The sequence below is a fragment of the Pseudarthrobacter sp. TRD_SC_9 genome (genome assembly GCF_055361265.1).
The window spans coordinates 2876581-2898966 of sequence record NZ_CM143956.1 but is presented as its reverse complement, the minus strand read 5'-3'; the positions used below and the strand labels follow the sequence as shown (position 1 = coordinate 2898966).

The following is a 22386-nucleotide window of genomic DNA, read 5'->3' as shown; positions in this document are numbered from 1 at the left end:
TCAAGCGATCGGTCCCCGGGAAGGGAAAAGGACTCAGTCGTCGAACGGTTTGAACTGCTCCACGGAAACGATCCGCTCCTTCTTTCCGATGGCTATGTGGCAGATGATCATCTCACCCGGAGCAAGGTACGGATCCGAGTGAGGAAGAAGCGACCGGAGCCGTGGCGGCATGTGTTCCCCCAACTGGCTTAGCACTGTAGGCAACGCCGGTCTGTGGGTGCAGAGGACCACGGGCCGCTGCTTGTCGAACAACCACTCGACGACCGCTGCCGTCTTCTTCGGGTTTCGGGCGTGCCGGTGCTCGGTGAGCGCCTCAATCCGTTTGATCTTCGCATCCACCGCTTTGGCATAGGGCGCCACAGTGGCAATGCAGCGCACCCACGGGCTGGTGACCACACGCAGGGGCCGCCACGCCTGAAGCAGGCGTTTGACGGCCTGCGCCTGGCGGACGCCGGTGGCAGCGAGAGGACGTTCGCCTTCTGCCCTGGTCCAGGAAGAACGCGGCTTGGCTTTGGCGTGCCGGAGGATGATCAGCGGCCACGTTAGCAGCTCATCGCGTTCATGGGCTGCTGCGAGATACCGAAGAGGCCCGACGTCGGACGGATTGGACAGCATGGCGGCGGCCGATTCCGGTGAGCACCATTTCACGGCATCCACTTCCTTGCCGTCCGGGCGCAGCAGCGTCCCTTCAACCCGGACAGCCCAGTAGTGGACCACCTTAAGGCCGGATGCCACCCGGTAACGGATGGAGGGCAGGGGGATGCCCAGTGGCGCCCGCAGTCCGATTTCCTCTTCGATTTCCCTGACGGCGCATTCGGGAATGGTCTCGCCCGGGTCCAGCTTGCCCTTTGGCCAGGACCAGTCGTCATAGCGCGGCCGGTGGATCAACAGCACCTCGAGCCGGTCCTTGACGATGCGCCACGGAAGGGCGCCGGCGGCAGTGACTGCCACCGGTTCATCCAGGAGTTCGGCCTGGTCTGTTATCGGTTTGTCGCTGACCAAGTCCACGGTCCTAGCGCCGGGTCAGGGACCGCTGGCGTGAACGGGACCGCAGAAGCCAGGACTGGATGTCAGCCAGCGGGGTTTTGTCCTCGGCAAGGTGATGCCTTGTCCAGTTGCCACCGTTGTCCAGGTGCCAGCTGGACGTGGCCGGGTCAACGTACCGTTCCAGGAGGTCATGCACATACGTGATGTCCTCGGCGTTGGTCAGCTGGACCAGGGCCTCCACGCGACGGTCAAGGTTCCGGTGCATCATGTCCGCCGAGCCGATGTACACCACAGGATCGCCGGCATTGGCGAAGGCAAATACCCGCGAGTGCTCGAGGAACCTGCCCAAGACGGAGCGGACCGTGATGTTGTCGCTCAGGCCCGGCACGCCCGGGCGAAGGGAACAAATGCCGCGGACCACTACATCAACGCGCACGCCGGCCTGGGAGGCACGGTAGAGCGAGTCGATGATGGCTTCATCGACCATCGAATTAACCTTGATCTGCACCCGTGCCGGCAGGCCGGCGCGGGCATTCCTGATCTCGGTTTCAATCCGGTCAATCAAGCCGGAACGGACGGAGCGCGGCGCCACGAGCAGCCGCTTGAAGGTGGATTTGGGCGCGTAGCCTGACAGCTGGTTGAACAGCTTGGAGAGGTCCTCGCCAACCTGTTCGTTAGCAGTCAGGAGACCGAGGTCCTCGTAATATCGTGCTGTCCGTGGGTGGTAGTTACCCGTGCCGATGTGGCAGTAGCGACGGAGGCCGTCAACTTCCTGCCGGACCACCAGGGAAAGTTTGCAGTGGGTTTTGAGGCCCACAATTCCATACACCACGTGGACGCCGGCCTGTTCCAGCTTGCGGGCCCAGGAAATGTTGGCCTGTTCATCAAAGCGCGCTTTGATTTCCACCAGCGCCAGGACCTGCTTACCGGCCTCAGCGGCGTCGATCAGGGCATCAACAATGGGGGAGTCGCCGGAGGTGCGGTACAGCGTCTGCTTAATTGCCTGGACCTTGGGATCGGCTGCTGCCTGCTCAAGGAAAGCCTGGACCGAGGTGGAGAACGAGTCGTAAGGGTGGTGCAGCAGGATGTCCCGGCGGCGCATCGCTGCGAAGACGTTGGCCGCCTTGGACGTCTCGGATTCGTTGAGATAGCGGGAAGTGTGGGGAACCTGCTTAGGGTAGTGCAGGTCCGCGCGGTCGATTCCGGCGATAACCGAGAGCCCGCGCAGGTCGAGGGGCGCCGGAACCGAGTAGACCTCTGACTGTTCAACGCCGAGCTCCCGGATCAGCAGGGCCAGGATGTTCGGGTTGATGTCGTGGGTGACTTCGAGGCGGACGGGCGGGCCGAACCGGCGGCGCAGCAGTTCCTTTTCCAGCGCCTGCAGCAGGTTCTCGGCGTCGTCCTCTTCCACCTCGACATCCTCGTTGCGGGTAACCCGGAAGATGTGGTGCTCCAGGACTTCCATGCCAGCGAACAGCTTGTCCAGGTGGACGGCAATAACCTCTTCGAGGGCAATGAACCGGGCCACCCGGCCGGCCACAGCACCGGCGCGCGGACCATCGATGGAAATGAGCCGGGGCAGCTGGTCCGGGACCTTGAGGCGGGCGAAGAGTTCCTTGTCGCTCACCGGGTTGCGGACTACCACGGCGAGGTTCAGGGAGAGTCCGGAAATATACGGGAACGGGTGTGCGGGATCGACGGCCAGCGGCGTCAGGATGGGGAAGACTTTCTCGGCAAACATCTCGCTCAGCTGCTGCTTGGCTGCGTCATCAAGTTCATCCCAGTGCATCAGGTGGATGTGTTCGTAGGCCAATGCGGGGCGGATTTGTTCGGCGAAAACCTGTGCATGGCGCTGCTGCAGGCGGTGTGCTTCCTCGCTGATCTTCTCGAGGACCTCCACCGGGCTAAGGCCGGCCGGCGACGGGACCGCCAGGCCGGTAGCGATGCGGCGTTTGAGCCCGGCCACCCGGACCATGAAGAACTCGTCGAGGTTGGACGCAAAAATGGAGAGGAAGCTCACCCGCTCCAGCAGGTGGAGCTTAGGGTCTTCGGCAAGCTCCAGCACGCGGGCGTTGAAGGACAGCCAGCTCAGCTCCCGGTCCAGGAACCGGTCCGGGCGGATGTCGCCGTCGGGTTCGAGGTTCGGGGCGAATTCCGGGATATCGATCCGGTCCTGGGTGGCACGTGACGCCGGGACTTCGGAGGAACCAAAGCGCGCCCGGGCAGGAGGTACTGCGACCTCCGTCATCGCTGCATCGGCGGTATCAGGTTGCATGGTGTCTCCTTTTGGTGGCACGGGCTGGTGCGGGACCGGCAGCCGGCGCGAGTCTGCTTCAACCTTACAATCATTCGCTGCGCCCGAGGCCCTGGTATCCGGCAAGCCATGGCGCATTTTGAGGCTAGAGCATTAACCTTTGGCAAACGCTTACTGACGCTCCGCCAACCGCCCATAGAGGACATCCATATCCCAGCGTGTGAAACCCAGCTTGCGGTACAACGAAACGGCGGCGGCATTGTCCGCATCGACGTACAGCATGATCGCCTGGAGTTTCCGTTGTTGGAGGTACCTGATGCCCGCGATGGTCAGGGCCTTGCCCAGGCCCAGGCCCTGGGCCGCCGGGGTGACTCCGACGACGTACACTTCGCCGATCGGCGGGTGACCGCCGTGGGCCGGATGGATCTTGGTCCAGTGGAATCCCACCAACGTGCTAGAGGAGTCCTCGGCAAGGAGGAAGCCTGCCGGATCGAACCAGTCCTCAGCCATCCGGGCTTCCAGGTCCGCGCGGGTCATGGAACCCTGCTCCGGGTGGTGCGCGAAGGCCGCGCTATTGGCGGTCAGCCACGCATCCTCATCCTGTCCGGGCACGAAGCTGCGCAGTGTCACCCCGTCCGGGAGGCCGACGTCGGGCAGCCCCGCAGTGCCGTCCGTCAGCCTCATCTTCCATAGTTCCCGGACCGGGCCGAAGCCGTAACGGGTGGCCAACTCAGCCGCTGCCACATGACTGCCGTGGGCCCATGCCTGCAGGCCGGACAACCCCCTGGTCCTCTGCAGTTCGCCGATCAGGCGGTCTGCTGCGCCCAGATTCCGGTAACTGGGATGGATGGCCACCTCCAGCGTCCCGGTCCCGTCCGGTTCTTCAACCACGACGGCGGTACCGGCCAGATCAGAGCCGCCCGCCTGATGAACGTCCGGGCCGGCGGAACTGCCGGCGCGGGAGCTGTCCTCGGGCGCGTACAGCAACAACGAGCTGACGCCGGCAGAACCGGCTGCCTCGGTACTGAGCGTGATGACTGTTTGTTCGGACAGCGGAGGATTGCCGTCGGATTCCTGGACGGCTGCCAGGAGATCGCGGACGTCGTGAAGCAGTGGAGCATCCAGCCCGCCTTTAATGGACAGGACTGGCCAGGATTCCGGATGTGCGGGACTCATAGCCCAAGGCTATACGCACGCCGGCAGGTCAGGCATGGCAACCGGGCCAGGCAGATCAGGCCTCGGTGAGTTCGTCTTCCTGATGTCGCACCAGCGTCAGCCGGTAGCCGACATTCCTGACAGTGCTGATCAGGTTTTCGTGGTCTGCGCCCAGCTTTGCCCGCAGGCGCCGCACGTGGACGTCGACTGTGCGGGTGCCGCCGTAGTAGTCGTAGCCCCATACTTCAGTGAGCAGCTGCTGGCGGGTGAAGACCCGCCCGGGGTGCTGGGCCAGGTACTTGAGGAGCTCGAATTCCTTGAAGGTCAGGTTCAGCGGCGTGCCGTTGACCCGTGCGGTGTAGCTGGCTTCATCGATGACGACGCCGGCGGCACGGATTTCGGAGGGGGTGTCCTCTGCTTCCGGTACGGCACGGGCTATCGATAGGCGGATTCGGGCCTCAACCTCTGCAGGACCTGCCGAATCGAGCACGATGTCGTCCACGGCCCAGGCAGAGGAGACGGCGGCCATACCGCCTTCGGTGAGGATCAGGACCAGGGGAGCGCTGAGGCCGGTAGCCTTCAGGAGCTGGGTCAGTGAGCGTGCTCCCACCAGATCCTTGCGGGCATCGAGCAGGACGATGTCGCAGGGATCGGTTTCCAGGAGTGCCGTGGGCTCGGCGGCAAGAATGTGGACCCGGTGGTTCAGCAGCTCAAGGGCAGGCAGGATATCAACCGAAGAGCCGGTGCTGTTCGTCAGTAACAGGATGTGCGACATTATTCCTCCAAGGGCCGTCCGCGCATCATTGAGCGTCTGAACCGGGTTTTCACCGGCCGGTACTGGCAGCCTGCACAGGATTGCGGTTTGGGTGATCGGAAGTTGCTGCGACGTTTCCACCGCAACCGTTCACCGTCCGGCACCTGCACAGAATGCTTAGCTGAAGAACGAGTATACCCAGCAAGGTGCCCTGAATCACTGCAGCAGGCCTCACGACAGGCTGGTTTAGGACATATGCAGGTCACATAGGGCAGGATTGGAGGGACAGGGCCCGAACTCCCTTGCGGGGCGCAATTGCATGCAAACTACAGTCAGCGAAGTACAGCCAGGATGGGAATGCAGCGAAAGTGAGTCCAGAAGTGAAAGCGGACGCCGCCAGTTACGATTCCGCCGGAGATGACGGCCCTTCCGGAGGGAACATGCATCACGGCCAAGGTCCGGATGACGATGTACGCGGAATATCCGTGCAACCGTGGTTGATCGGTCTTGCCGGACTGTTGTGCCTGGGCGCCATACTTGCTGGCGTCTACACCTCACCGCAAGTCCTCCTGGGTGTAGCCGTCGCGGCTGCCCTGGTGACGGGCTACGGCTGGCCGCACTTCCTCGAAGTACCTGCGCGGAAAACCCTGGCAGCCGTGATCGCGCTGCCGGGTGTCGGCTCCGCCTGGGCTGCCCATACTCTTCCCGCCCCCGGCTACCTGGACGCCACCCCGGCCTTTATGGCCATGGGTTTCATCGCCGTCTTTGTTGTGCAGCTGCTGCGCGGGACGGGGCAGGCCAAGCGCCTTGAATCCACGTTGGGAAGCTGCGCCGGAGTGCTGCTCTCCTGCCTTGGGGCCGGCTGGATCGCCGGGGCAAGATTTAACGGGGTCCGGGAGATGCTGGCCATTGCTGCCGTCAGCGCCGCCGTCGCACTCCTCGTGTGCCTGATCCGCTGGCCAGACAGGATTGTGGCGCCGCTGGGCATTGTCGTGGCCGGCCTGTCCGGCCCGCTGGCCGGGCTGGTGTTTTCAGATATTGCCGTGCTGCCCACTGCAATATTCGGCGTGGTAGTAGGCGCCGTCCTGGTCAGTTTCCGCAGATTGGCCACCCTGCATACCGGTCCGATAAGCGTTCCGGCGGGGCTCAGTGTAGGGATTGCACCTGTCCTGGCAGTGGGTTCCCTGGCCTACTTCATAGACAAACTTCTTATCTACTAACACGTTAGGATGTCAGCATGTCTGTTCTCGCATTCGAAATTTTCTTCCTTGTCCTGCTTGGCATCGCCGGCATCGCCATGGCCTGGTTCGCCGGTTACGTCGTTTACCGCCTCTTCAAAGGCCAGAAGTAACGCCTGCAGGCGCCCCTGAATTCGCTAGAGGTAATTGCTGTGCCTATTGAGATTCCCACAGACCTGACCCCTGAACTGGTCCCGCTTTCCTGGCTCATCGGTGAGTGGGAAGGCAGCGGGCGGCTTGGCAGCGGCGACGAGGATTCCGAGCACTTCGTCCAGAAGGTTTCCTTCACCCACAACGGCCAGCCCTATCTTCAGTACCGCGCGGAGAGCTGGCTGACGGATGAAGAGGGCACCATCCTGCGTCCGTTGTCAGTGGAGATCGGCTTCTGGGCACTGGAGCGCAAGCAGTTGGACGCGGACGTCGGCCCGGGGCTTACTCCAGCGGACATCGTTCCGGCACTGAAGAGCGCTGACGAGGTGGAAGCACTCCGCAATGCAGAGGGCGGCTTCGACATCTCCGTCTCCATCACTCACCCGGGCGGCATCACCGAGCTGTACTACGGCCAGATCAAGGGCCCGCAGATCCAGCTCGCGACAGACATGGTGATGCGGGGCAGCCACTCCAAGGAGTACTCAGCAGCCACCCGGATTTTCGGCCTGGTGGATGGCAACCTGCTGTGGCGCTGGGATGCAGGAATAGAAGAAGGCAAAGGCCTGGAAGCACACGCTTCCGCCTTCCTTAAACGCGTTGCGGGCTGACCTTGGGAATACTGCCGGCAGGACAGGACGTTCTTTCGGTTATGAACTCTAAAAGCCCTCTGTTGCTGCGCCCCGGCGCCGTCGAAGCCGCCGGCCTGGACACCGGAGTGGCCTCCCACTATGGTGAGCCCCTGCGGGAACAGCGCGCACTGGCTAATGGCAGTGCCGTCGTCGACCTTTCCCACCGCGGTGTGGTCACGGTCAGCGGTCCGGACCGCCTCAGCTGGCTGAACACACTATCCTCACAGCAGCTCACCCAGCTGCCCCCGGGACAGTCCACCGAACTGCTGTTGCTCAGTGTGCAGGGCAGGATCGAATATGACGCCAGGGTAGTGGACGACGGCGGGACCACCTGGCTGCTGGTCGAGGCCGCCGAGGCTGCACCGCTGGCTGAGTGGTTGAACCGGATGAAGTTCATGCTCCGGGTTGATATTGCGGACCTCTCCGGGGACTGGGCAGTGGTTGGTTCAACGCGTCCTGTGGAGGAATGGTCGGGCCTGACGGTCTGGCAGGACCCATGGCCCAATGTCACCACGGGCGGCTATTCGTACTCGATCATCAGCGAGGACCAGCACCCCGGCCTTGAACGCCCCTGGTTCGAGTACCTCGTTCCCGCGGCAGAGCTGGAAACCACGGTGGGAGACCGCCAGTTGGCTGGGGCGTGGGCAGCGGAAGCCCTGCGGATCGCCGCGTGGCGCCCACGCTGGGGTGCCGAAACCGACGATCGCACCATCCCCCACGAACTGGATCTCCTCCGCACCGCCGTGCACCTGTCCAAGGGCTGCTACAAGGGCCAGGAAACTATCGCCCGCGTGCACAACCTGGGCCATCCGCCGCGCCGCCTGGTGTTCCTGCAATTGGACGGTTCCCAGCACACCCTTCCGTCGGCCGGCAGTGAGGTCATGGCCGGCGGCCGCAAGGTCGGCACGGTCACGTCCGTCAGCCAGCATTACGAGATGGGCCCGGTCGCATTGGCTGTTGTTAAGCGTTCCGTTGCCCCGGATGAAACACTGACTGTGATGGACGGCGACGAACCCTACACCGCCGCCCAGGAAGTGATCGTTGCCCCCGACGCCGGCCAGGTAGTCGGGCGCCAGACAGGATTCCTGAGGGGGACCCGATGACCGATTCCCAGCCTGCCCCGGATGCAGACGCCGTCGACCTTGCCCATACGCTCTTCGATGGCGCCCGGGCCGGTGACGCTGCGCTGCTTGCCCGTTACCTCGAAGCCGGGGCGCCGGCGACATTGACCAACGCCGCCGGCGACTCCCTGCTGATGCTTGCGGCCTATCACGGACATGCAGATACGGTTCAGCTGCTCCTGGGCCACGGTGCTGACGCGAACGCCATCAACGACCGTGGCCAGACCCCCTTGGCCGGGGCCGCCTTCAAGGGCTACACCGACGTCGCCCGGGTGCTTCTTGGAGCCGGCGCGGATCCGGATGCCGGAACACCCTCGGCCCGCGCAGCTGCCGGGATGTTTGACCGCAAGGACATCCTGGAGCTGCTGGGCTAGTTTGGATTACATCCGGCGCCGGCCGGCATTGCAGGGGGAGTTGGTTGTGGAAGAAGTGAACAGGCCGTGGGCTGCGCTGTGGGCTCTGGTGATCGGGTTTTTTATGATCCTGATCGACATCAACATTGTCTCGGTGGCCAATCCCCGCATCATGGAAAGCCTTCAGGCAGACATCAACGCGGTGATCTGGGTGACCAGCGCCTACCTTCTGGCGTACGCCGTGCCGCTGCTGGTCAGCGGCCGGCTGGGCGACAGGTTCGGACCCAAGAACCTGTATCTGGGCGGGCTGGTGCTGTTCACCCTGGCCTCACTCTGGTGCGGCCTCTCTACCGATATCGGCATGCTGATCGTAGCCCGCGTTTTCCAGGGACTCGGTGCAGCGCTGATGACACCACAGACCATGGCCGTCATTACGCGCATCTTCCCGCCGGACCGCCGGGGCGCAGCCATGGGGCTCTGGGGTGCCACAGCAGGCGTTGCCACCCTGGTGGGGCCCATCTTGGGCGGAGTCCTGGTGGACAGCCTGGGCTGGGAATGGATCTTCTTCATCAACGTGCCCATTGGGATCGTGGGCTTCGTCCTGGCCTGGCGCTTCGTCCCGTCGCTGTCCACGCATCCCCACCGGTTCGATATCCCCGGCGTGGTGCTCAGCGCCGTCGGGCTCTTCCTGCTGGTGTTCGGCATCCAGGAAGGGGAGTCCTACAACTGGGGCACCATCGTCGGACCCATCTCTGTGTGGTCCCTGATCATTACCGGAGCAGTGGTTCTGATCGCCTTCGTCGCCTGGCAGAAATACAGCAAGGGTGAGCCGCTGCTGCCCCTGGGGCTCTTCAGGGACCGGAACTTTTCGCTGGCGAACATCGGCATCACGGCCGTAGGCTTCGCCGTCACCTCCTTCAGCCTGCCGCTCATTTTTTACTACCAGATGGTCCGCGGACTGACGCCCACCCAGTCGGCGCTGCTGATGGTGCCGATGGCCCTCATCATGGCCGGGCTGGCACCGGTCGTGGGACGCTACCTGGACCGCGTCAACCCCAAGTTCATAAACTGCGCGGGGCTGGTCCTGATGGCCGTCGCGCTGGCCTGGAACTCCCTGTTGATGAGGCCGGACACCCCCATCCTGATGTTCCTGCTGCCCAGCGCGGTCCTCGGCTTTGCCAACCTGGGCATCTGGGCGCCGCTGGGTACCACAGCTACGCGCAACCTCCCGCCACGGCAGGCCGGTGCGGGATCGGGCGTCTACAACACCACCCGGCAGATCGGTTCCGTGCTGGGCAGCGCGGCCATCGCCGTGCTGATCCAGGCGCGCTTGGCCGCCGAGCTGCCGGCAGGGGCAGGCGGCGGGGCGTCCGAGTTCTCCGGGCAGTTGCCTGAGGCACTGCACGCAGGATTTTCGACGGCGATGGGCCAGTCCATCATGCTGCCGGCCGCCGTGGTGCTCCTGGGCGCGGCCGTGGTGCTGTTCTACGAAAAGCCTAAGGCCGCCATCGATTGGGACAAGCCGGAGCTGAGTCGCGCCCGGTCCGCTCAGCAGGGCTGACCAGGTTCCTCCAGACCACTACCTTTTCGAAGCCGGGCTGCCCAGCAGCACGGTTGTATGGATGCCGCCGGTGACGAATCCCAGACTTCGGGCTATAGCCAGCGAACCTGTGTTGCTGACTTCGGCGCGCCACTGCAGGGTGAGTCCCGAGGCCAAAGCCTCATGGGCGGCGATGGAGGCAGCCAGGGAGCCCAGGCCCCGGCGCCGCCAATCGGGGGCCACCAGCACGCCCAGCTGCGCCAGCAGGCCCTCCCATTCGGTATATCCGGCGCTGGCAATGGGCACCTTGCGGCCATCGTCGTCGTGGATCACTGTGTAATGGTGGGTCAGCTCCGCCAGGCCAACTTCATTGACGTCGTCCGGTGGGCACCGCGACTCCAGTTCGATTGCGTCCCGGTCCGCATGCGAGACGGTCAGCTCCCCCGACGGCTGCTGAAGCGGCAGGTCGTCTGCGAAGAAGAGCGCGGTGGCACCCAGGCCGTGCCCGCCATGGCCGCGGGCGAGCGTCATCAGGGTGACATGCTGTGCCAGGTCCTCGTCCGGAATCGTCGCAGCGGCCTCCACCGCCCAAGCCGGGCCTACCAGGGCAGATGCGCCAAAAAGCCGGACAAACTGGACGCTGGAGGCCGAGTCATCAACCCGGACAATGCGTTCGCCGCTGCTGAGCGCTTCACCAAAGGTGTGGTCAGCCAAGCCAAGATGCCGGGCCCAGGCGAGTTGGATGATCTCTGCGCTGCCATGGTCCAAAGTCATGGTCCCAGCCTACCCACGTCCGGGGCCCGGCTTAGCGCCGGCCCGGCGCCCGGTGCGGGCCGCCGTTCAAGGCAGAAGGCCTAGCCGAACAGGACAGCGGCTTCGTCGTACCGGTGCTGTGGCACGCTTTTGAGCTTGCCCAGCGCCTGTTCGAAGCCGACATGGGCGATGTCCGTACCATTGAGCGAGACCATGGTGCCCCAGCGCTCCTCCACAACGGAGTCCACGGCAGCCATGCCCAGCCGGGTAGCAAGGACACGGTCGAAGGCGGAAGGCACGCCGCCGCGCTGGATATGGCCAAGGATGGTGGCACGGGTTTCAATTCCCGTGCGGGCCTCGATCTCCGGCGCCAACTGGTCCGCGATGCCACCAAGACGGGGACGGCCGAAGGTGTCCAGGCCACGCTCCGAGTGCGGGGTCTCCATGGACGCCGTAACGAAACCCTCAGCGACTACCACCAGCGGCGCGCGTCCGCGGTCGTGGGCTTCCTGCACCCATTCGCAGATCTGTTCAATGCTGGTGCTGTTTTCCGGGATGAGGATGGCGTGGGCACCGGCAGCCATGCCGGCGTGCAGGGCAATCCAGCCGACGTGCCGGCCCATGACCTCGGCGATCATGCAGCGGTGGTGGGATTCACCCGTGGTGCGGAGCCGGTCGATGGCCTCGGTGGCGATCTGGACGGCCGTATCGAAGCCGAAGGTGTAGTCCGTCGCGTCAAGATCGTTGTCCACGGTCTTGGGCACGCCAACGATCTTCAGCCCAACGTCCGTGAGCCGCTTGGCTGCGGCAAGGGTTCCTTCGCCGCCGATGGCGATGATGGCGTCAATGCCCATGCGGTCCATGTGGGCCTTAATGGTTTCCGGACCGCCGCCGTTTTCGAACGGGTTGGTGCGGGAGGTACCAAGGATGGTTCCGCCCTGCTTGGCGATGCCGCGCACCATGGTCCTGGGGATGTCGATGACGTCACCTTCGACCACGCCGCGCCAGCCATCGAGGAAGCCCACGAATTCGTGGCCCTGGATGATGCCTTTAAGTACGGCGCCGCGGATGACAGCATTCAGCCCGGGGCAATCGCCGCCGCTGGTGAGGATTCCAATTTTCATTATCTCTGGCTCAATCCTGGTTGGAAGGAATACAGGCAGAGCGCCACGCTGAGCTCACATAGAGTCTAGTGGGGAGTGTGGGGTACGACACAAACCGGTTACACGAGGGCTGCTATGGACGCTCCGGCGGAAGGCTATTTTTAAGGGCGCCCGCTCCCTGCCGTCATGGGGTCTTTGGCGCTGGGCGAGAGGACCCGGGCGAAGATGATTACCAGCAGGCCTGCGACGGGGACCACCAGGAGTCCGAGTCGCAGGGATGAGGCATCAGCAATCGCACCCACCAGCGGCGGCGCGAGGAGGAAGCCGAGGCGAAGCAGCCAGCTGACGATGGTGAGGCCTGCGCCTGGCCGGAACCCCGGAAGTTCGTCGGCGGCGTGCATTGCTGCAGGGATGAGCGTGGCAACTCCGAAACCGGCGAGTCCAAACCCGATAATGCTTCCAATTACGGTCGGGAAAGAAAGGGCCACGCCCATTCCCAGCAGGACAATGAAGCCCCCGGCCTGTGCAACGGCGCGTTGGCCGAAGCGGTCCACCATCCGATCGCCAAGTATCCTGCCCACAAACTGCATCCCCTGGAGAGCGATAAAGCCTGCGCCGGCCAGAAAAGCAGATGTCCCAAGGGAGCCGGAGAGGTAGATGGCCGACCAGGTGCTGCCCGAATCCTCGACGAGGGCTCCGGCCGAGGCAATAATCACCAGGGCCAGAAGCGCCCCGTACTTGGCCATTGACTGGCGAGCTGGATGTTTAGGGTTCCCTCCGGCCACCTTGACTTGGTCTGAGGCGCCCTCGACGTTGGATTCAAGCGGTTCCGGGCCGGCAAGCAGCAAGCGGTGGGAAAACACGGCCATGAGGCTGAAAATCAGCGCCGTCAGACCTAAGTGGAAGGGCCTCGTTATCTCCATCCCGGCAGCGGCAGCGCCCAGGGTGCCTCCCAGGACGGCGCCGACACTCCATACGGCATGGAACGAGTTGAGGATCGACCTTCCGTAAAGCCGCTGTACGCGAAGGCCATGGGAGTTCTGTGCAACGTCGGTGATCGAGTCCATGGCGCCGGCAATAAAAAGGCCGGCAGCAAGGACCGCCCAGACGGGCGCGTTTCCGGCCAGGAGTATCCCCACGGAGGACAAGACTGCGGCTGCGATTGCCACCCTGGAGGACCGAAACCGGCGAACGAGCGGGCCGGCGCTCAGTCCGGCCAGAATGGCACCAACAGGAAAAGCCGCAATGGCGAGCCCGAAAGCGGCATTCGTGAGGCCGAGCTCTGCTTTGATGTCCGGATATCTCGGGAGAAGGCTGGCGAAGATAGCGCCGTTCGTGAAAAACAAAATGTTCACGCCAAGGCGGGCACGTCGTGTGTCGCGCGTGGGCCGCCGGTCCAGGAGTGGCGCAATGGTCATAAGGGTCTCTAGTCTCATCTTGGGAAGGCCGGACGCCTTGGGCGAAGCCTGCGAATTATCGTGAACGTTCACGATTTTAGGTCAACGTTAGGGGACAGTGCAGGTTTTGGCCAGGGCAGACGGCAGAAGGCCGCCGCTCCCTTACGGGTGCGACGGCCTTCCAGATGAGGTCGTGAACTGCGCTCAGTTAATCGACCGCTTGTCCAGGAACGACTCCAGGACGATCCTGTTGTTCTTCGAATCCGGCAGGACCAGCCAGGCTGCCAGGTAGAAGATGATGGCCGGGCCTGGCAGCAGGCAGAACAGCAGGAAGGCGATCCGTACGTAGGCCACTTCCACGTTGAGCTTGGCGGCGATCCCACCCAGGACGCCACCGAACCAACGCTGCGGTCCACGGTTCAGGCCAAGGCCCCTGACAATGCTGAAAAACTTGTCCATGGCTCAAGCCTTCCCTGTTGAGGTGCCATTGTCACGCTTTCGGGCGGAAATGATGCCGCCGATCACCAGAGCGGCTCCGGCGCCGATCATCAGGCCCACCAGGACGTACGTTCCGTTCAGAGTAACGATGCCCAGCTGTGAGATGACGATGAGGACCGCGAGGGCGACGATAATCAGCCCCCACACAATGGTTCCGACTCGGCCGCGGGGAGTGCCGCCGTCGTGATTCTCGGGGGCCCCGGCAGCGGGATCCGGCTCGACTGTAGACATGTCAGTTTCCTTCCTTGATGGTCACGTTGCTGAAGGTGCCATCAATGCTGACCACCAGGGCTGAGCCTGGAAGTTCGGTGTTGTAGCTGCTTTCCCTGGTGGAAATCCCGCCGCGGTCGCCGCCACGTTCCTGGATGTTGCCCATGGTCATGTCTGCGCTGATCCGCACCGGCACGTCGTCGGGGATGATCACGGTGAAGTCGCTGGCTGTGATGTCCAGGGGGACCTCGACGTCGGAACGCAAGGGGGCGTCAAGGTCCAGATCGGTGAGGTTGATGGTTCCCCGTGCTCCCGTAATGTCGTAGCCCTGCCTGGCTTCCTGAACGGTCGCGGGGGTCCAGACCACGCCGTTGGTAGCAAAGCGGTTGTTGTGGTGGGAGACATTGAATGCGGCGCTCACCAGGAGGGCGATGACGGCGAGGAAGCTCAGCAGCCCGGAGGTTTTGCCCCGGGCTCCGGAGAGGACAATCCCGATACCCAGCACAGCGGCCGCTGCGGCCAGAGCCACTGCGGTTACTCCATGGGTTGATCCGTTGGGTGCATCGCCCAGGTTGATCATGTTGGTGGCGTCGAGGAGTTTCAGGCCGCCGGCCACCAGAAGTGCGATCCCTGCAGTGATGGCCACGGCCGGCGCCCCGGGGCCGGACGGGCGGGGCTTGGCAGGTGGTGCCGGGCGCAGCGGCGTTCCTGCCGAACCCGGACCATGAGGTTCTTCGCCATAGGGTGCCTGGTAGGGGGCGCCGCCCGAAGCCACATACGGAGCGGCATAGGGCGCCGTGTAAGGCGTTGGCGTTGTATAGGGTGCCGAACCAGCGGAGTAGTCGGGGGCGCCGTAGCTGGTAGTTCCATAGCTGGTAGTTCCGTAGCTGGTAGTTCCGTAGGAACCGCCGGTGTGGCCGGCAGTTGCGGTATGTCGGCGGCCCCTGTCGACCAACAGATAAACCACCAGGACAACGATGCCCAGCCAGAAGCAGGCCCACAGGAAGCCACCGAGCCCGCGCTCGCCGCCCCAATAACCGCCACCCAGCCCGCCGAAGCCCAGCAGGGTTGTAACGAGGGACCCTGTCATTCCACCTGTCCACCGGCCCGCGGCGGCTTCCTGAACATGGATACGGCCGTCCGGTTCCGGCAGGAAGGCCCAGCCGATGCCGTAAAGAAGGACCCCGATCCCTGCGAACAGGGCAAGCACGATGAAGATTCCGCGAACGATGATCGGGTCGATGCCGAGCCTCGCTGCGACGCCACTGGAAACGCCGCCTACCCAGCGGTTCGATCCGCGCTGGATGCCACGGCTGCGGACCCAGCTGAAGAAGTCCTGGGGAGGCGGTGCCATGGTTGGCGGCGCAGGAGGCGTGGGCCCGGCGGATCCGCCGGCGTCCTGTCCGGTACGGTAGCCGCCACCGGGCTCCCCGCCTGGTTGTCCGTCCGTGGACCGGGGGAGGGGTTCTGTGGGATTGGTTGAGGAACCGGCGCCTGGCTCCGGCGTGTGGCCCGCGCCGGCACCTTCCGGGCCGGCGGGGTCTTCAGGGGTGGGGTGCTGAGTGTTCATGCCTCAATCCTTCCCTGGTAGGGGTATCCGCTCTACTGGGGGACACCCTGAACGCGCCCTGAGTCACCCCCGGTTGGCGGCTGATTCCGCTCCGGGGTGCCCTGATCCGTGTTTGGATTGGATCATGACCGCCGCTCCCCTCCGCCCTCCGTTGACTCGCAGCGGAGACCGCATGATTGCCGGGGTGTGTTCGGGCCTCGCCCAGCACCTTGGCTGGCCGGTGCGGAACATCCGGATCGCCATGGCGCTCGCGGCCGTGTTGGGCGGCTCGGGTGCTGTCTTTTATGCGTGGCTGTGGATTATGGTTCCCACTGCTGATGAAGCGGCCCGGCGCAATGCCCGCCGCCCGGCGTCGCCCATTGCTCCCGCCGTCAGTCAGCCCTTTGATCCCAGCGTTGGTTTGTGGCCGGCCGGGCCCCCAGCACCCGGCGCTGGCCACGAAACTGGTGCCCGGCAGGGCGGCGCGGGCTCTGACGGCCGCAGAGAGCCCAGCAGTCCCACCGACTTCAATGGCCGCACAGTGGATGGCAGCGTCAACGGGAGCCTCCGCGGCTGGTCCACCATTTCCTACGGCAAGGAAATCCTCCTGGGCTCCGGGCTGCTCCTGGTGGCAGGGATCCTGATTGCACAAATGCTCGGTGCCAATGTCCCGTTGGGCACCATCATTCCGGCGGCTGCAGTGCTGGGCGGGGCTGCCATCGCATGGATGCAACTGGACGAAAACCGCCGCACTGGCCTGCTGGAAAAGGCCGGTGCACGCCAGCAGGGCGGCTGGGTGCGGGTGGCTGCGGGGTTGGCCCTGGTAGTGGCCGGCGTGCTGGTAACGGTCTCCGGCTCGGGGTCATGGGAGCAGACCTGGCTGGCACTCCTCGCATCCGTGGCCGTGCTGGGGGGAGTAGCCCTGGTACTGCTGCCCTGGGGCCTGAAGTTCTGGCGCGATCTCGAGATCGAGCGGGCCGGCCGGGTCCGTGAAACCGAGCGGGCAGAGATTGCCGCCCACCTTCACGACTCTGTCCTCCAGACCCTCGCCCTGATCCAGCGGCGGGCAGGCAACGAGCACGACGTCGTCCGGCTGGCCCGTGCCCAGGAACGGGAGCTGCGTGCCTGGCTGTATCGGGACACGGCCGCGGATCCCGCACAGCTATCCGAGCGGATCAAGGCAGCAGCGGCCGAGGTCGAGGATGCCTTGGGTAACGCCGTCGAGGTGGTGACCGTTGGGGACACCCTGGTGACCGAACAGCACGAAGCCCTGGTCCAGGCTTCCCGCGAGGCCATGTTCAACGCCGCCCGCCATGGGGGTGGAACAGTATCCGTCTATGCGGAGATTGCCGGGAACGGCGCCGAAGTCTTTGTCCGCGACCGCGGGCCGGGATTCGATCCGCAGGCCCTGCCGCCTGACCGTTATGGAGTACGGGAATCGATCATCGGCCGCATGAAACGCCATGGCGGAGAAGCGGTTATCACCAGTTCAAGTGAAGGTACCGAGGTCCGCCTGACACTGCCGGCCGGTACGGAAAATGTGGAGGCAAAGCCATGACACAGCAATCTGCACGGGTGGTCATTGTGGACGACCATGCGATCTTCCGGTCCGGGCTCAAGGCAGACCTGGGCGAAGGGATCGACGTCGTGGGCGAGGCCGCAACCGTTGAACAGGCCATCGCCGTCATCGCGCAGATGCGTCCCGACGTCGTGCTTCTCGACGTCCACCTGCCCGGCGGGCTGGGCGGCGGCGGGCGCGAAGTCATCGCCGGTTCCGCTCCGCTGCTGGGCAGTACCAAATTCCTGGCCTTGAGTGTCTCGGACGCCGCGGAGGATGTCGTAGCTGTCATTCGCGCCGGTGCCCGCGGCTACGTCACAAAAACCATATCCGGGGCGGAAATCACCAGCGCGGTGTTCCGGGTGGCCGGAGGCGATGCGGTGTTCTCCCCACGGCTTGCAGGGTTCGTGCTGGACGCCTTCGGCACGGCACCGGCCGATATCGCCGACGACGAACTTGATCGCCTTTCAGCCCGCGAGCTCGAAGTGATGAGGCTGATCGCCCGGGGCTACAGCTACAAGGAAGTAGCCAAGGAACTGTTCATCAGCATCAAGACCGTGGAAACCCACGTCTCGGCAGTGCTTCGCAAGCTGCAGCTGTCCAGCCGGCACGAGCTGACCAAATGGGCAGCAGAACGCCGCCTCCTCTAGCAGCTCGTGAGAACCCTTACTTGGCTTTACCCAGGAAGTCCTGGAGCCGCGCAACGCCGGTGGCCAGGTCCTCGTCACCGAGCGCGTACGACAGGCGCAGGTAGCCGGAGGGGCCGAATGCCTCGCCGGGTACAACAGCCACCTCCACCTCATCAAGGATCAGGGCGGCAAGTTCTGCCGAGGTCGACGGCGTGGCAGAACCGGCCGCCGTCGGGAATTCCTTACCCAGCAGCGCGCGGACGTCCGCGTAGACGTAAAAGGCACCTGTCGGCGTCGGGCATTCGACACCTTCGATCGCGTTGAGTCCGGCAACGATCGCCTTGCGGCGGCGGTCAAAGGCCACCTTCATCTCGTCGACGGCGGTCAGCGGACCGGAGACCGCTGCCAGTGCCGCGACCTGCATGATGTTCGAGACGTTGGATGTTGCGTGCGACTGCAGGTTGGTGGCTGCCTTGATGACGTCGGCCGGACCGATCATCCAGCCAACCCGCCAGCCGGTCATGGCGTAGGTCTTGGCAACACCGTTCAGGATCACAACTTTGTCCCCGAGTTCGGGAGCGGCGGTGGCGATGGAGGTGAACGGGACGCCGTCGTACGTGAGGTGCTCGTAGATTTCATCGGTGACCACCCAAAGGCCCTTGGCCGCGGCCCACTTGCCGATCTCCGCGACCTGCTCCGGCGAGTACACCGAGCCGGTGGGATTGGACGGCGAGACGAACAGCAGGATCTTGCTTCGCTCCGTCAGCGCGGCTTCCAACTGCTCAACGGTGACCAGGTAGTCCTGTTCAGGGCCCGCGAAGACCTCTACGGGTACACCGCCAGCCAGGCGGATCGCCTCCGGGTAGGTGGTCCAGAACGGGGTGGGGACAATGACTTCGTCGCCCGGATCCACCAGGGTGGCGAAGGTGTTGTAGACGGCCTGCTTGCCGCCGTTGGTCACCAGCACCTGGGACGGGTCCACGGCGTAACCGGAATCGCGCAGCGTCTTAGCGGCAATGGCCTTCTTCAGTTCGGGCAGCCCGCCCGCGGGGGAGTAGCGGTGGTACTTCGGCTGGCCGGCCGCCTCAACGGCTGCCTTGACGATGTAGTCCGGCGTGGGGAAGTCCGGCTCGCCGGCGCCGAATCCGATGACAGGCCGGCCAGCGGCCTTCAACGCCTTGGCCTTGGCATCCACGGCGAGGGTGGCGGATTCGGCGATGGCGGAGATTCGGCGGGAAACGCGGGCGGCAGACATGGCAGGTCCGTTCGTCACTGGCAGCACGGGGCTGGTTTGGTGGATTGGTTCGGCTCCTACTCTATGCTGTTCGCCAGATATTCCAGGCTTTGCCGGATCAAATATGAACCCCCGGAAAACGCGCGAACGCCCATCAGGTTCCGCTCCAACATGCCGCAGAAACACGCCCGGGGACGCTGGTTCGACGTAAGGCAAGTTCTTGCGTAGACTGGTTCACCGGTGTTGAAAACACGGACGATGCGTTATGCCTTTCGAATTGTCTCGGTAATTGCCCTGGTAATTGCCTTGGTATCTGCTGGGCCGGCGCACCTCCGGAAGTGTTTTTGATCCATAGGGTAGTGGCGCAATTGGTAGCGCAGCGGTCTCCAAAACCGCAGGTTGCAGGTTCGAGTCCTGTCTGCCCTGCGCAAGCTGTTCCGGCGGGTAGCCGGAGCCAGCGCAGCAACATGGTCCGGCTCCGGACCGGGTAAACCGACATCGCAAAGAAGAGTGAGGCTCTGGTGACCGAAACGGCTGCGGGCAGCTCCAAAGGCAGCCCGGCTAAAAAGGCTGGATTCTTCGCCCGCATTACTCTCTTCGTCCGCCAGGTTATTGGCGAACTGAAGAAAGTGGTGTCTCCCACCCGTAAAGAGCTGATCAACTACACCATTGTGGTGCTGGTGTTTGTGGCCATCATGATGGTCATCGTCAGCCTGCTTGATATCGGGTTTGGAACCGCCGTCGGCTGGGTCTTCGGCAGCTCGGGTTCAACGGACCAGTAGGGCTATAGCTCCGCAGGCTGCGTGAATCTCCGGTAACCGGAGCAATTTCACGGGGTCTGTGGAATTGAGCCATTTAAATAGCATGTTTAGCAATGAGGAAGCAGGAGACCAAGTGTCTGAGCAGGAGCTCGAGGTAACCGGGACTGAGCTGGAAGAGTCCACGGACAACACGGCAGAGGCTACGGCTGGCGCCGGCGATGAGTCCGTGGCTGAGTCTGCTGCGCCCGCCGGCGAGTCCGACGAAGACGTCCTTGCAGGCGAAGACGCCGAGCCCGCGGAAGACGCGGACGACTCCGAAGGTGCTGCCGATACAGAAGGCGCGGAAGGCAGCGAAGCAGATGCCCTCGCTGCTGCCGCGGCAACTGCTGCTGCCGATCCCGCTGAAGAGTTCAAGGCCAAGCTGCGCCGCCAGGAGGGTGACTGGTACGTCATCCACTCCTACGCAGGTTACGAAAACCGCGTGAAGGCAAACCTTGAGACCCGCATCCAGACCCTGGACATGGAAGATTACATCTTCGAAATCCAGGTGCCCATGGAAGAAGTCGTTGAGATCAAGAACGCTCAGCGCAAGGTCATCAACCGCGTCCGCATCCCCGGCTACGTCTTGGTCCGGATGGACCTGACGGATGCTTCCTGGGGCGCCGTCCGCCACACTCCCGGTGTCACCGGCTTCGTGGGCAACGCCCACAACCCGGTCCCGCTGCGCCTTGACGAGGTCTTCTCCATGCTCGCTCCCGTCTTCGAAGAAGAGCAGGCCGAGAAGGGCAAGCCGGTCAACAAGCAGAGCCAGGCTCCCGTGGACATCGACTTTGAAGTTGGCGAATCCGTCATCGTCAAGGAAGGCCCCTTTGAGACCCTTCCCGCCACGATCTCCGAGATCAAGGTCGATTCCCAGACCCTGGTGGTCCTCGTGTCCATCTTCGAACGCGAAACCCCTGTCACCCTGGCGTTCAACCAGGTCAGCAAGATCTAGCACCATCACAGAATTCGTTCCGCAACTGCCCGCTTAGCAGCGGCGGAACGGCCGGCCGCCTCGCCATGGCGGCCAAAAACCTGAGGCACGCTCCTGTGCCCCAGGACGTAATTGAGAGAAGGACCCTACATTGGCTCCCAAGAAGAAGGTCACCGGCCTCATCAAGCTGCAGATCCAGGCAGGTGCCGCTAACCCGGCCCCGCCGATCGGTCCTGCGCTTGGCCAGCACGGTGTCAACATCATGGAATTCTGCAAGGCGTACAACGCTGCGACGGAATCCCAGCGCGGCAACGTCATCCCCGTGGAAATCACGGTCTACGAAGACCGTTCATTCACATTCATCACCAAGACCCCGCCGGCTGCGGAACTCATCAAAAAGGCTGCCGGCGTAGCCAAGGGTTCCCCCACCCCGCACACGGTCAAGGTTGCAAAGCTCACCCAGGCCCAGGTTAACGAGATCGCCACCACCAAGATGGAAGACCTCAACGCCACCAGCCTCGAAGGTGCAGCAAAGATCATCGCCGGTACCGCCCGTTCGATGGGTATCACCGTCGAATAGTCGCGGAATGAACGGACGGTGAGGGCTGAGGAACGAAGCACTCGCCGGAAGTGAGTCCTACAGACTTTCGAGCATTAGGCACCGTGGAAGGCTAAAAGCCTTCCCCGCCGGGAAACCGGCACCACCGAAACATTAAATTGTCGCAAGATCCGGGCTGGATAAAACAGCCGGAACGGCGACTGTGGCAGGGCCCAGCGCGGTCCGCAGACCACAACTGCACAAGGAGAAATAAGCAGCATGGCAAAGCGCAGCAAAGCATATGAGGCAGCAGCCGCCAAGATCGGGACAGACAGCGTCTACACCCCGTTCGAAGCAGTAACGCTCGCCAAGGACACCAACCCGTCCAAGTTCGACGCCACTGTAGAGGTTGCCTTCCGTCTGGGCGTTGACCCCCGCAAGGCTGACCAGATGGTCCGCGGCACGGTTATCCTTCCGCACGGCACGGGCAAGACTGCCCGCGTCCTGGTGTTCGCGAACGGTGACAAGGCAGAAGCAGCAATCGCTGCCGGCGCCGACTTCGTTGGTTCCGATGACCTGATCGAAAAGATCGCAGCCGGCTGGACCGACTTCGACGCAGCCGTGGCTACCCCCGACCTCATGGGCAAGGTTGGCCGCCTCGGTAAGGTACTGGGTCCCCGTAACCTGATGCCGAACCCGAAGACCGGCACCGTTACCGCTGACGTCGCGAAGGCTGTCAACGACATCAAGGGTGGCAAGATCGACTTCCGCGTCGACAAGCACTCCAACCTTCACTTCATCATTGGCAAGGTTTCCTTCGACGCCCTCAAGCTGGCCGAGAACTACGCCGCGGCACTGGAAGAGGTGCTCCGACTGAAGCCGTCCGCTTCCAAGGGCCGCTACATCCAGAAGGCCACCGTGGCCACCACGTTCGGCCCGGGCATCTCCGTGGACCCGAACGTCACGAAGGTCCTGACCGAAGCGTAAGCTTCTTCGAACAAA

Annotated in this window: 22 protein-coding genes and 1 tRNA gene; 12 read left to right on the top strand and 11 right to left on the bottom strand. The window is 63.7% G+C overall.

The annotated features are described in order from the left end of the window. Positions 1 to 33: 33 nt before the first annotated feature. The 4 genes from ACWA13_RS13475 to ACWA13_RS13460 form a co-directional block, all read right to left on the bottom strand. Positions 34 to 1002, bottom strand: a complete 969-nt coding sequence (locus ACWA13_RS13475; protein WP_463934690.1) for an NUDIX hydrolase — start codon at positions 1000 to 1002, stop codon at positions 34 to 36. 10 nt (positions 1003 to 1012) lie between these two features. Then, on the bottom strand, positions 1013 to 3262 hold the full coding sequence (locus ACWA13_RS13470) for an RNA degradosome polyphosphate kinase (protein ID WP_463934689.1): 2250 nt from the start codon (positions 3260 to 3262) through the stop codon (positions 1013 to 1015). A 150-nt stretch (positions 3263 to 3412) separates the two neighbouring features. Continuing rightward, complete coding sequence (mshD, locus tag ACWA13_RS13465; RefSeq protein WP_463934688.1) at positions 3413 to 4417, bottom strand: mycothiol synthase; 1005 nt, start codon at positions 4415 to 4417, stop codon at positions 3413 to 3415. Positions 4418 to 4472: 55 nt separating this feature from the next. Then, positions 4473 to 5171, bottom strand: a complete 699-nt coding sequence (locus ACWA13_RS13460) for a winged helix-turn-helix transcriptional regulator (RefSeq protein WP_463934687.1) — start codon at positions 5169 to 5171, stop codon at positions 4473 to 4475. A 464-nt stretch (positions 5172 to 5635) separates the two neighbouring features. Here ACWA13_RS13460 and ACWA13_RS13455 point away from each other — a divergent pair, with 464 nt between their 5' ends. The 5 genes from ACWA13_RS13455 (at position 5636) to ACWA13_RS13435 (ending at position 10202) form a co-directional block, all read left to right on the top strand. Then, on the top strand, positions 5636 to 6370 hold the full coding sequence (locus ACWA13_RS13455) for a permease (protein ID WP_463937933.1): 735 nt from the start codon (positions 5636 to 5638) through the stop codon (positions 6368 to 6370). A gap of 170 nt (positions 6371 to 6540) precedes the next feature. Next, positions 6541 to 7146 carry a nitrobindin family protein gene (locus ACWA13_RS13450; RefSeq protein WP_463934686.1) on the top strand — a complete coding sequence of 202 codons (606 nt, stop codon included), beginning with the start codon at positions 6541 to 6543 and terminating at the stop codon, positions 7144 to 7146. Between the two features lie 41 nt (positions 7147 to 7187). Continuing rightward, positions 7188 to 8270: a CAF17-like 4Fe-4S cluster assembly/insertion protein YgfZ gene (gene ygfZ, locus ACWA13_RS13445; protein WP_463934685.1), complete on the top strand. Its 1083-nt coding sequence runs from the start codon at positions 7188 to 7190 to the stop codon at positions 8268 to 8270. Further along, on the top strand, positions 8267 to 8662 hold the full coding sequence (locus ACWA13_RS13440) for an ankyrin repeat domain-containing protein (protein WP_463934684.1): 396 nt from the start codon (positions 8267 to 8269) through the stop codon (positions 8660 to 8662). Before ygfZ ends, ACWA13_RS13440 begins: the two co-directional genes overlap by 4 nt. A gap of 46 nt (positions 8663 to 8708) precedes the next feature. Next, the gene (locus ACWA13_RS13435; protein ID WP_463934683.1) at positions 8709 to 10202 is read left to right on the top strand and encodes a DHA2 family efflux MFS transporter permease subunit; all 1494 of its coding nucleotides are present in this window, start codon (positions 8709 to 8711) and stop codon (positions 10200 to 10202) included. Between the two features lie 18 nt (positions 10203 to 10220). On the opposite strand, the gene ACWA13_RS13430 is transcribed toward ACWA13_RS13435, so the two are convergent. The 6 genes from ACWA13_RS13430 to ACWA13_RS13405 form a co-directional block, all read right to left on the bottom strand. Beyond that, a complete protein-coding gene (locus tag ACWA13_RS13430; RefSeq protein WP_463934682.1) occupies positions 10221 to 10955 on the bottom strand; it encodes a GNAT family N-acetyltransferase in 735 nt (244 codons plus the stop codon). Positions 10956 to 11035: 80 nt separating this feature from the next. Further along, positions 11036 to 12058: an ATP-dependent 6-phosphofructokinase gene (locus ACWA13_RS13425; RefSeq protein WP_463934681.1), complete on the bottom strand. Its 1023-nt coding sequence runs from the start codon at positions 12056 to 12058 to the stop codon at positions 11036 to 11038. 140 nt (positions 12059 to 12198) lie between these two features. Beyond that, positions 12199 to 13455: an MFS transporter gene (locus tag ACWA13_RS13420; protein ID WP_463934680.1), complete on the bottom strand. Its 1257-nt coding sequence runs from the start codon at positions 13453 to 13455 to the stop codon at positions 12199 to 12201. Between the two features lie 183 nt (positions 13456 to 13638). After that, positions 13639 to 13893 (bottom strand): PspC domain-containing protein, encoded by a 255-nt coding sequence (locus tag ACWA13_RS13415; RefSeq protein ID WP_463934679.1) that lies wholly within the window; start codon positions 13891 to 13893, stop codon positions 13639 to 13641. Between the two features lie 3 nt (positions 13894 to 13896). After that, positions 13897 to 14163 carry a hypothetical protein gene (locus ACWA13_RS13410; RefSeq protein WP_463934678.1) on the bottom strand — a complete coding sequence of 89 codons (267 nt, stop codon included), beginning with the start codon at positions 14161 to 14163 and terminating at the stop codon, positions 13897 to 13899. 1 nt (position 14164) lies between these two features. Continuing rightward, positions 14165 to 15712, bottom strand: coding sequence for a PspC domain-containing protein (locus tag ACWA13_RS13405; RefSeq protein WP_463934677.1), 1548 nt, complete (start codon positions 15710 to 15712; stop codon positions 14165 to 14167). A 124-nt stretch (positions 15713 to 15836) separates the two neighbouring features. Here ACWA13_RS13405 and ACWA13_RS13400 point away from each other — a divergent pair, with 124 nt between their 5' ends. After that, positions 15837 to 17249, top strand: a complete 1413-nt coding sequence (locus ACWA13_RS13400; protein ID WP_463934676.1) for an ATP-binding protein — start codon at positions 15837 to 15839, stop codon at positions 17247 to 17249. Then, complete coding sequence (locus ACWA13_RS13395; RefSeq protein WP_463934675.1) at positions 17246 to 17899, top strand: LuxR C-terminal-related transcriptional regulator; 654 nt, start codon at positions 17246 to 17248, stop codon at positions 17897 to 17899. The genes ACWA13_RS13400 and ACWA13_RS13395 overlap by 4 nt, the downstream gene beginning before the upstream one ends. A 16-nt stretch (positions 17900 to 17915) precedes the next feature. Here ACWA13_RS13395 and ACWA13_RS13390 read toward each other — a convergent pair whose 3' ends face one another. Continuing rightward, the gene (locus ACWA13_RS13390; protein ID WP_463934674.1) at positions 17916 to 19133 is read right to left on the bottom strand and encodes a pyridoxal phosphate-dependent aminotransferase; all 1218 of its coding nucleotides are present in this window, start codon (positions 19131 to 19133) and stop codon (positions 17916 to 17918) included. A gap of 332 nt (positions 19134 to 19465) precedes the next feature. Between ACWA13_RS13390 and ACWA13_RS13385 the strand changes: the two genes are divergently transcribed. From ACWA13_RS13385 to rplA, 5 genes are all read left to right on the top strand, one after another. Beyond that, positions 19466 to 19538 (top strand) — tRNA-Trp (locus ACWA13_RS13385). Between the two features lie 95 nt (positions 19539 to 19633). Next, complete coding sequence (secE, locus tag ACWA13_RS13380; RefSeq protein ID WP_463934673.1) at positions 19634 to 19894, top strand: preprotein translocase subunit SecE; 261 nt, start codon at positions 19634 to 19636, stop codon at positions 19892 to 19894. Positions 19895 to 20006: 112 nt separating this feature from the next. Continuing rightward, the gene (gene nusG, locus ACWA13_RS13375; protein ID WP_463934672.1) at positions 20007 to 20867 is read left to right on the top strand and encodes a transcription termination/antitermination protein NusG; all 861 of its coding nucleotides are present in this window, start codon (positions 20007 to 20009) and stop codon (positions 20865 to 20867) included. A 130-nt stretch (positions 20868 to 20997) separates the two neighbouring features. Further along, the gene (gene rplK / locus ACWA13_RS13370; protein WP_463934671.1) at positions 20998 to 21426 is read left to right on the top strand and encodes a 50S ribosomal protein L11; all 429 of its coding nucleotides are present in this window, start codon (positions 20998 to 21000) and stop codon (positions 21424 to 21426) included. Positions 21427 to 21663: 237 nt separating this feature from the next. Then, positions 21664 to 22371: a 50S ribosomal protein L1 gene (gene rplA, locus ACWA13_RS13365; RefSeq protein WP_463934670.1), complete on the top strand. Its 708-nt coding sequence runs from the start codon at positions 21664 to 21666 to the stop codon at positions 22369 to 22371. The last annotated feature ends 15 nt before the right edge of the window (positions 22372 to 22386 follow it).

What these genes read in the sequence shown, in the direction of transcription:
- ACWA13_RS13470 (WP_463934689.1), bottom strand. Translation starts at nt 3,262, where the DNA reads ATGCAACCTGATACCGCCGATGCAGCGATGACGGAGGTCGCAGTACCT.
- mshD (WP_463934688.1), bottom strand. Translation starts at nt 4,417, where the DNA reads ATGAGTCCCGCACATCCGGAATCCTGGCCAGTCCTGTCCATTAAAGGC.
- ACWA13_RS13460 (WP_463934687.1), bottom strand. Translation starts at nt 5,171, where the DNA reads ATGTCGCACATCCTGTTACTGACGAACAGCACCGGCTCTTCGGTTGAT.
- ygfZ (WP_463934685.1), top strand. Translation starts at nt 7,188, where the DNA reads ATGAACTCTAAAAGCCCTCTGTTGCTGCGCCCCGGCGCCGTCGAAGCC.
- ACWA13_RS13440 (WP_463934684.1), top strand. Translation starts at nt 8,267, where the DNA reads ATGACCGATTCCCAGCCTGCCCCGGATGCAGACGCCGTCGACCTTGCC.
- ACWA13_RS13430 (WP_463934682.1), bottom strand. Translation starts at nt 10,955, where the DNA reads ATGACTTTGGACCATGGCAGCGCAGAGATCATCCAACTCGCCTGGGCC.
- ACWA13_RS13425 (WP_463934681.1), bottom strand. Translation starts at nt 12,058, where the DNA reads ATGAAAATTGGAATCCTCACCAGCGGCGGCGATTGCCCCGGGCTGAAT.
- ACWA13_RS13420 (WP_463934680.1), bottom strand. Translation starts at nt 13,455, where the DNA reads ATGACCATTGCGCCACTCCTGGACCGGCGGCCCACGCGCGACACACGA.
- ACWA13_RS13415 (WP_463934679.1), bottom strand. Translation starts at nt 13,893, where the DNA reads ATGGACAAGTTTTTCAGCATTGTCAGGGGCCTTGGCCTGAACCGTGGA.
- ACWA13_RS13410 (WP_463934678.1), bottom strand. Translation starts at nt 14,163, where the DNA reads ATGTCTACAGTCGAGCCGGATCCCGCTGCCGGGGCCCCCGAGAATCAC.
- ACWA13_RS13405 (WP_463934677.1), bottom strand. Translation starts at nt 15,712, where the DNA reads ATGAACACTCAGCACCCCACCCCTGAAGACCCCGCCGGCCCGGAAGGT.
- ACWA13_RS13400 (WP_463934676.1), top strand. Translation starts at nt 15,837, where the DNA reads ATGACCGCCGCTCCCCTCCGCCCTCCGTTGACTCGCAGCGGAGACCGC.
- ACWA13_RS13395 (WP_463934675.1), top strand. Translation starts at nt 17,246, where the DNA reads ATGACACAGCAATCTGCACGGGTGGTCATTGTGGACGACCATGCGATC.
- ACWA13_RS13390 (WP_463934674.1), bottom strand. Translation starts at nt 19,133, where the DNA reads ATGTCTGCCGCCCGCGTTTCCCGCCGAATCTCCGCCATCGCCGAATCC.
- rplA (WP_463934670.1), top strand. Translation starts at nt 21,664, where the DNA reads ATGGCAAAGCGCAGCAAAGCATATGAGGCAGCAGCCGCCAAGATCGGG.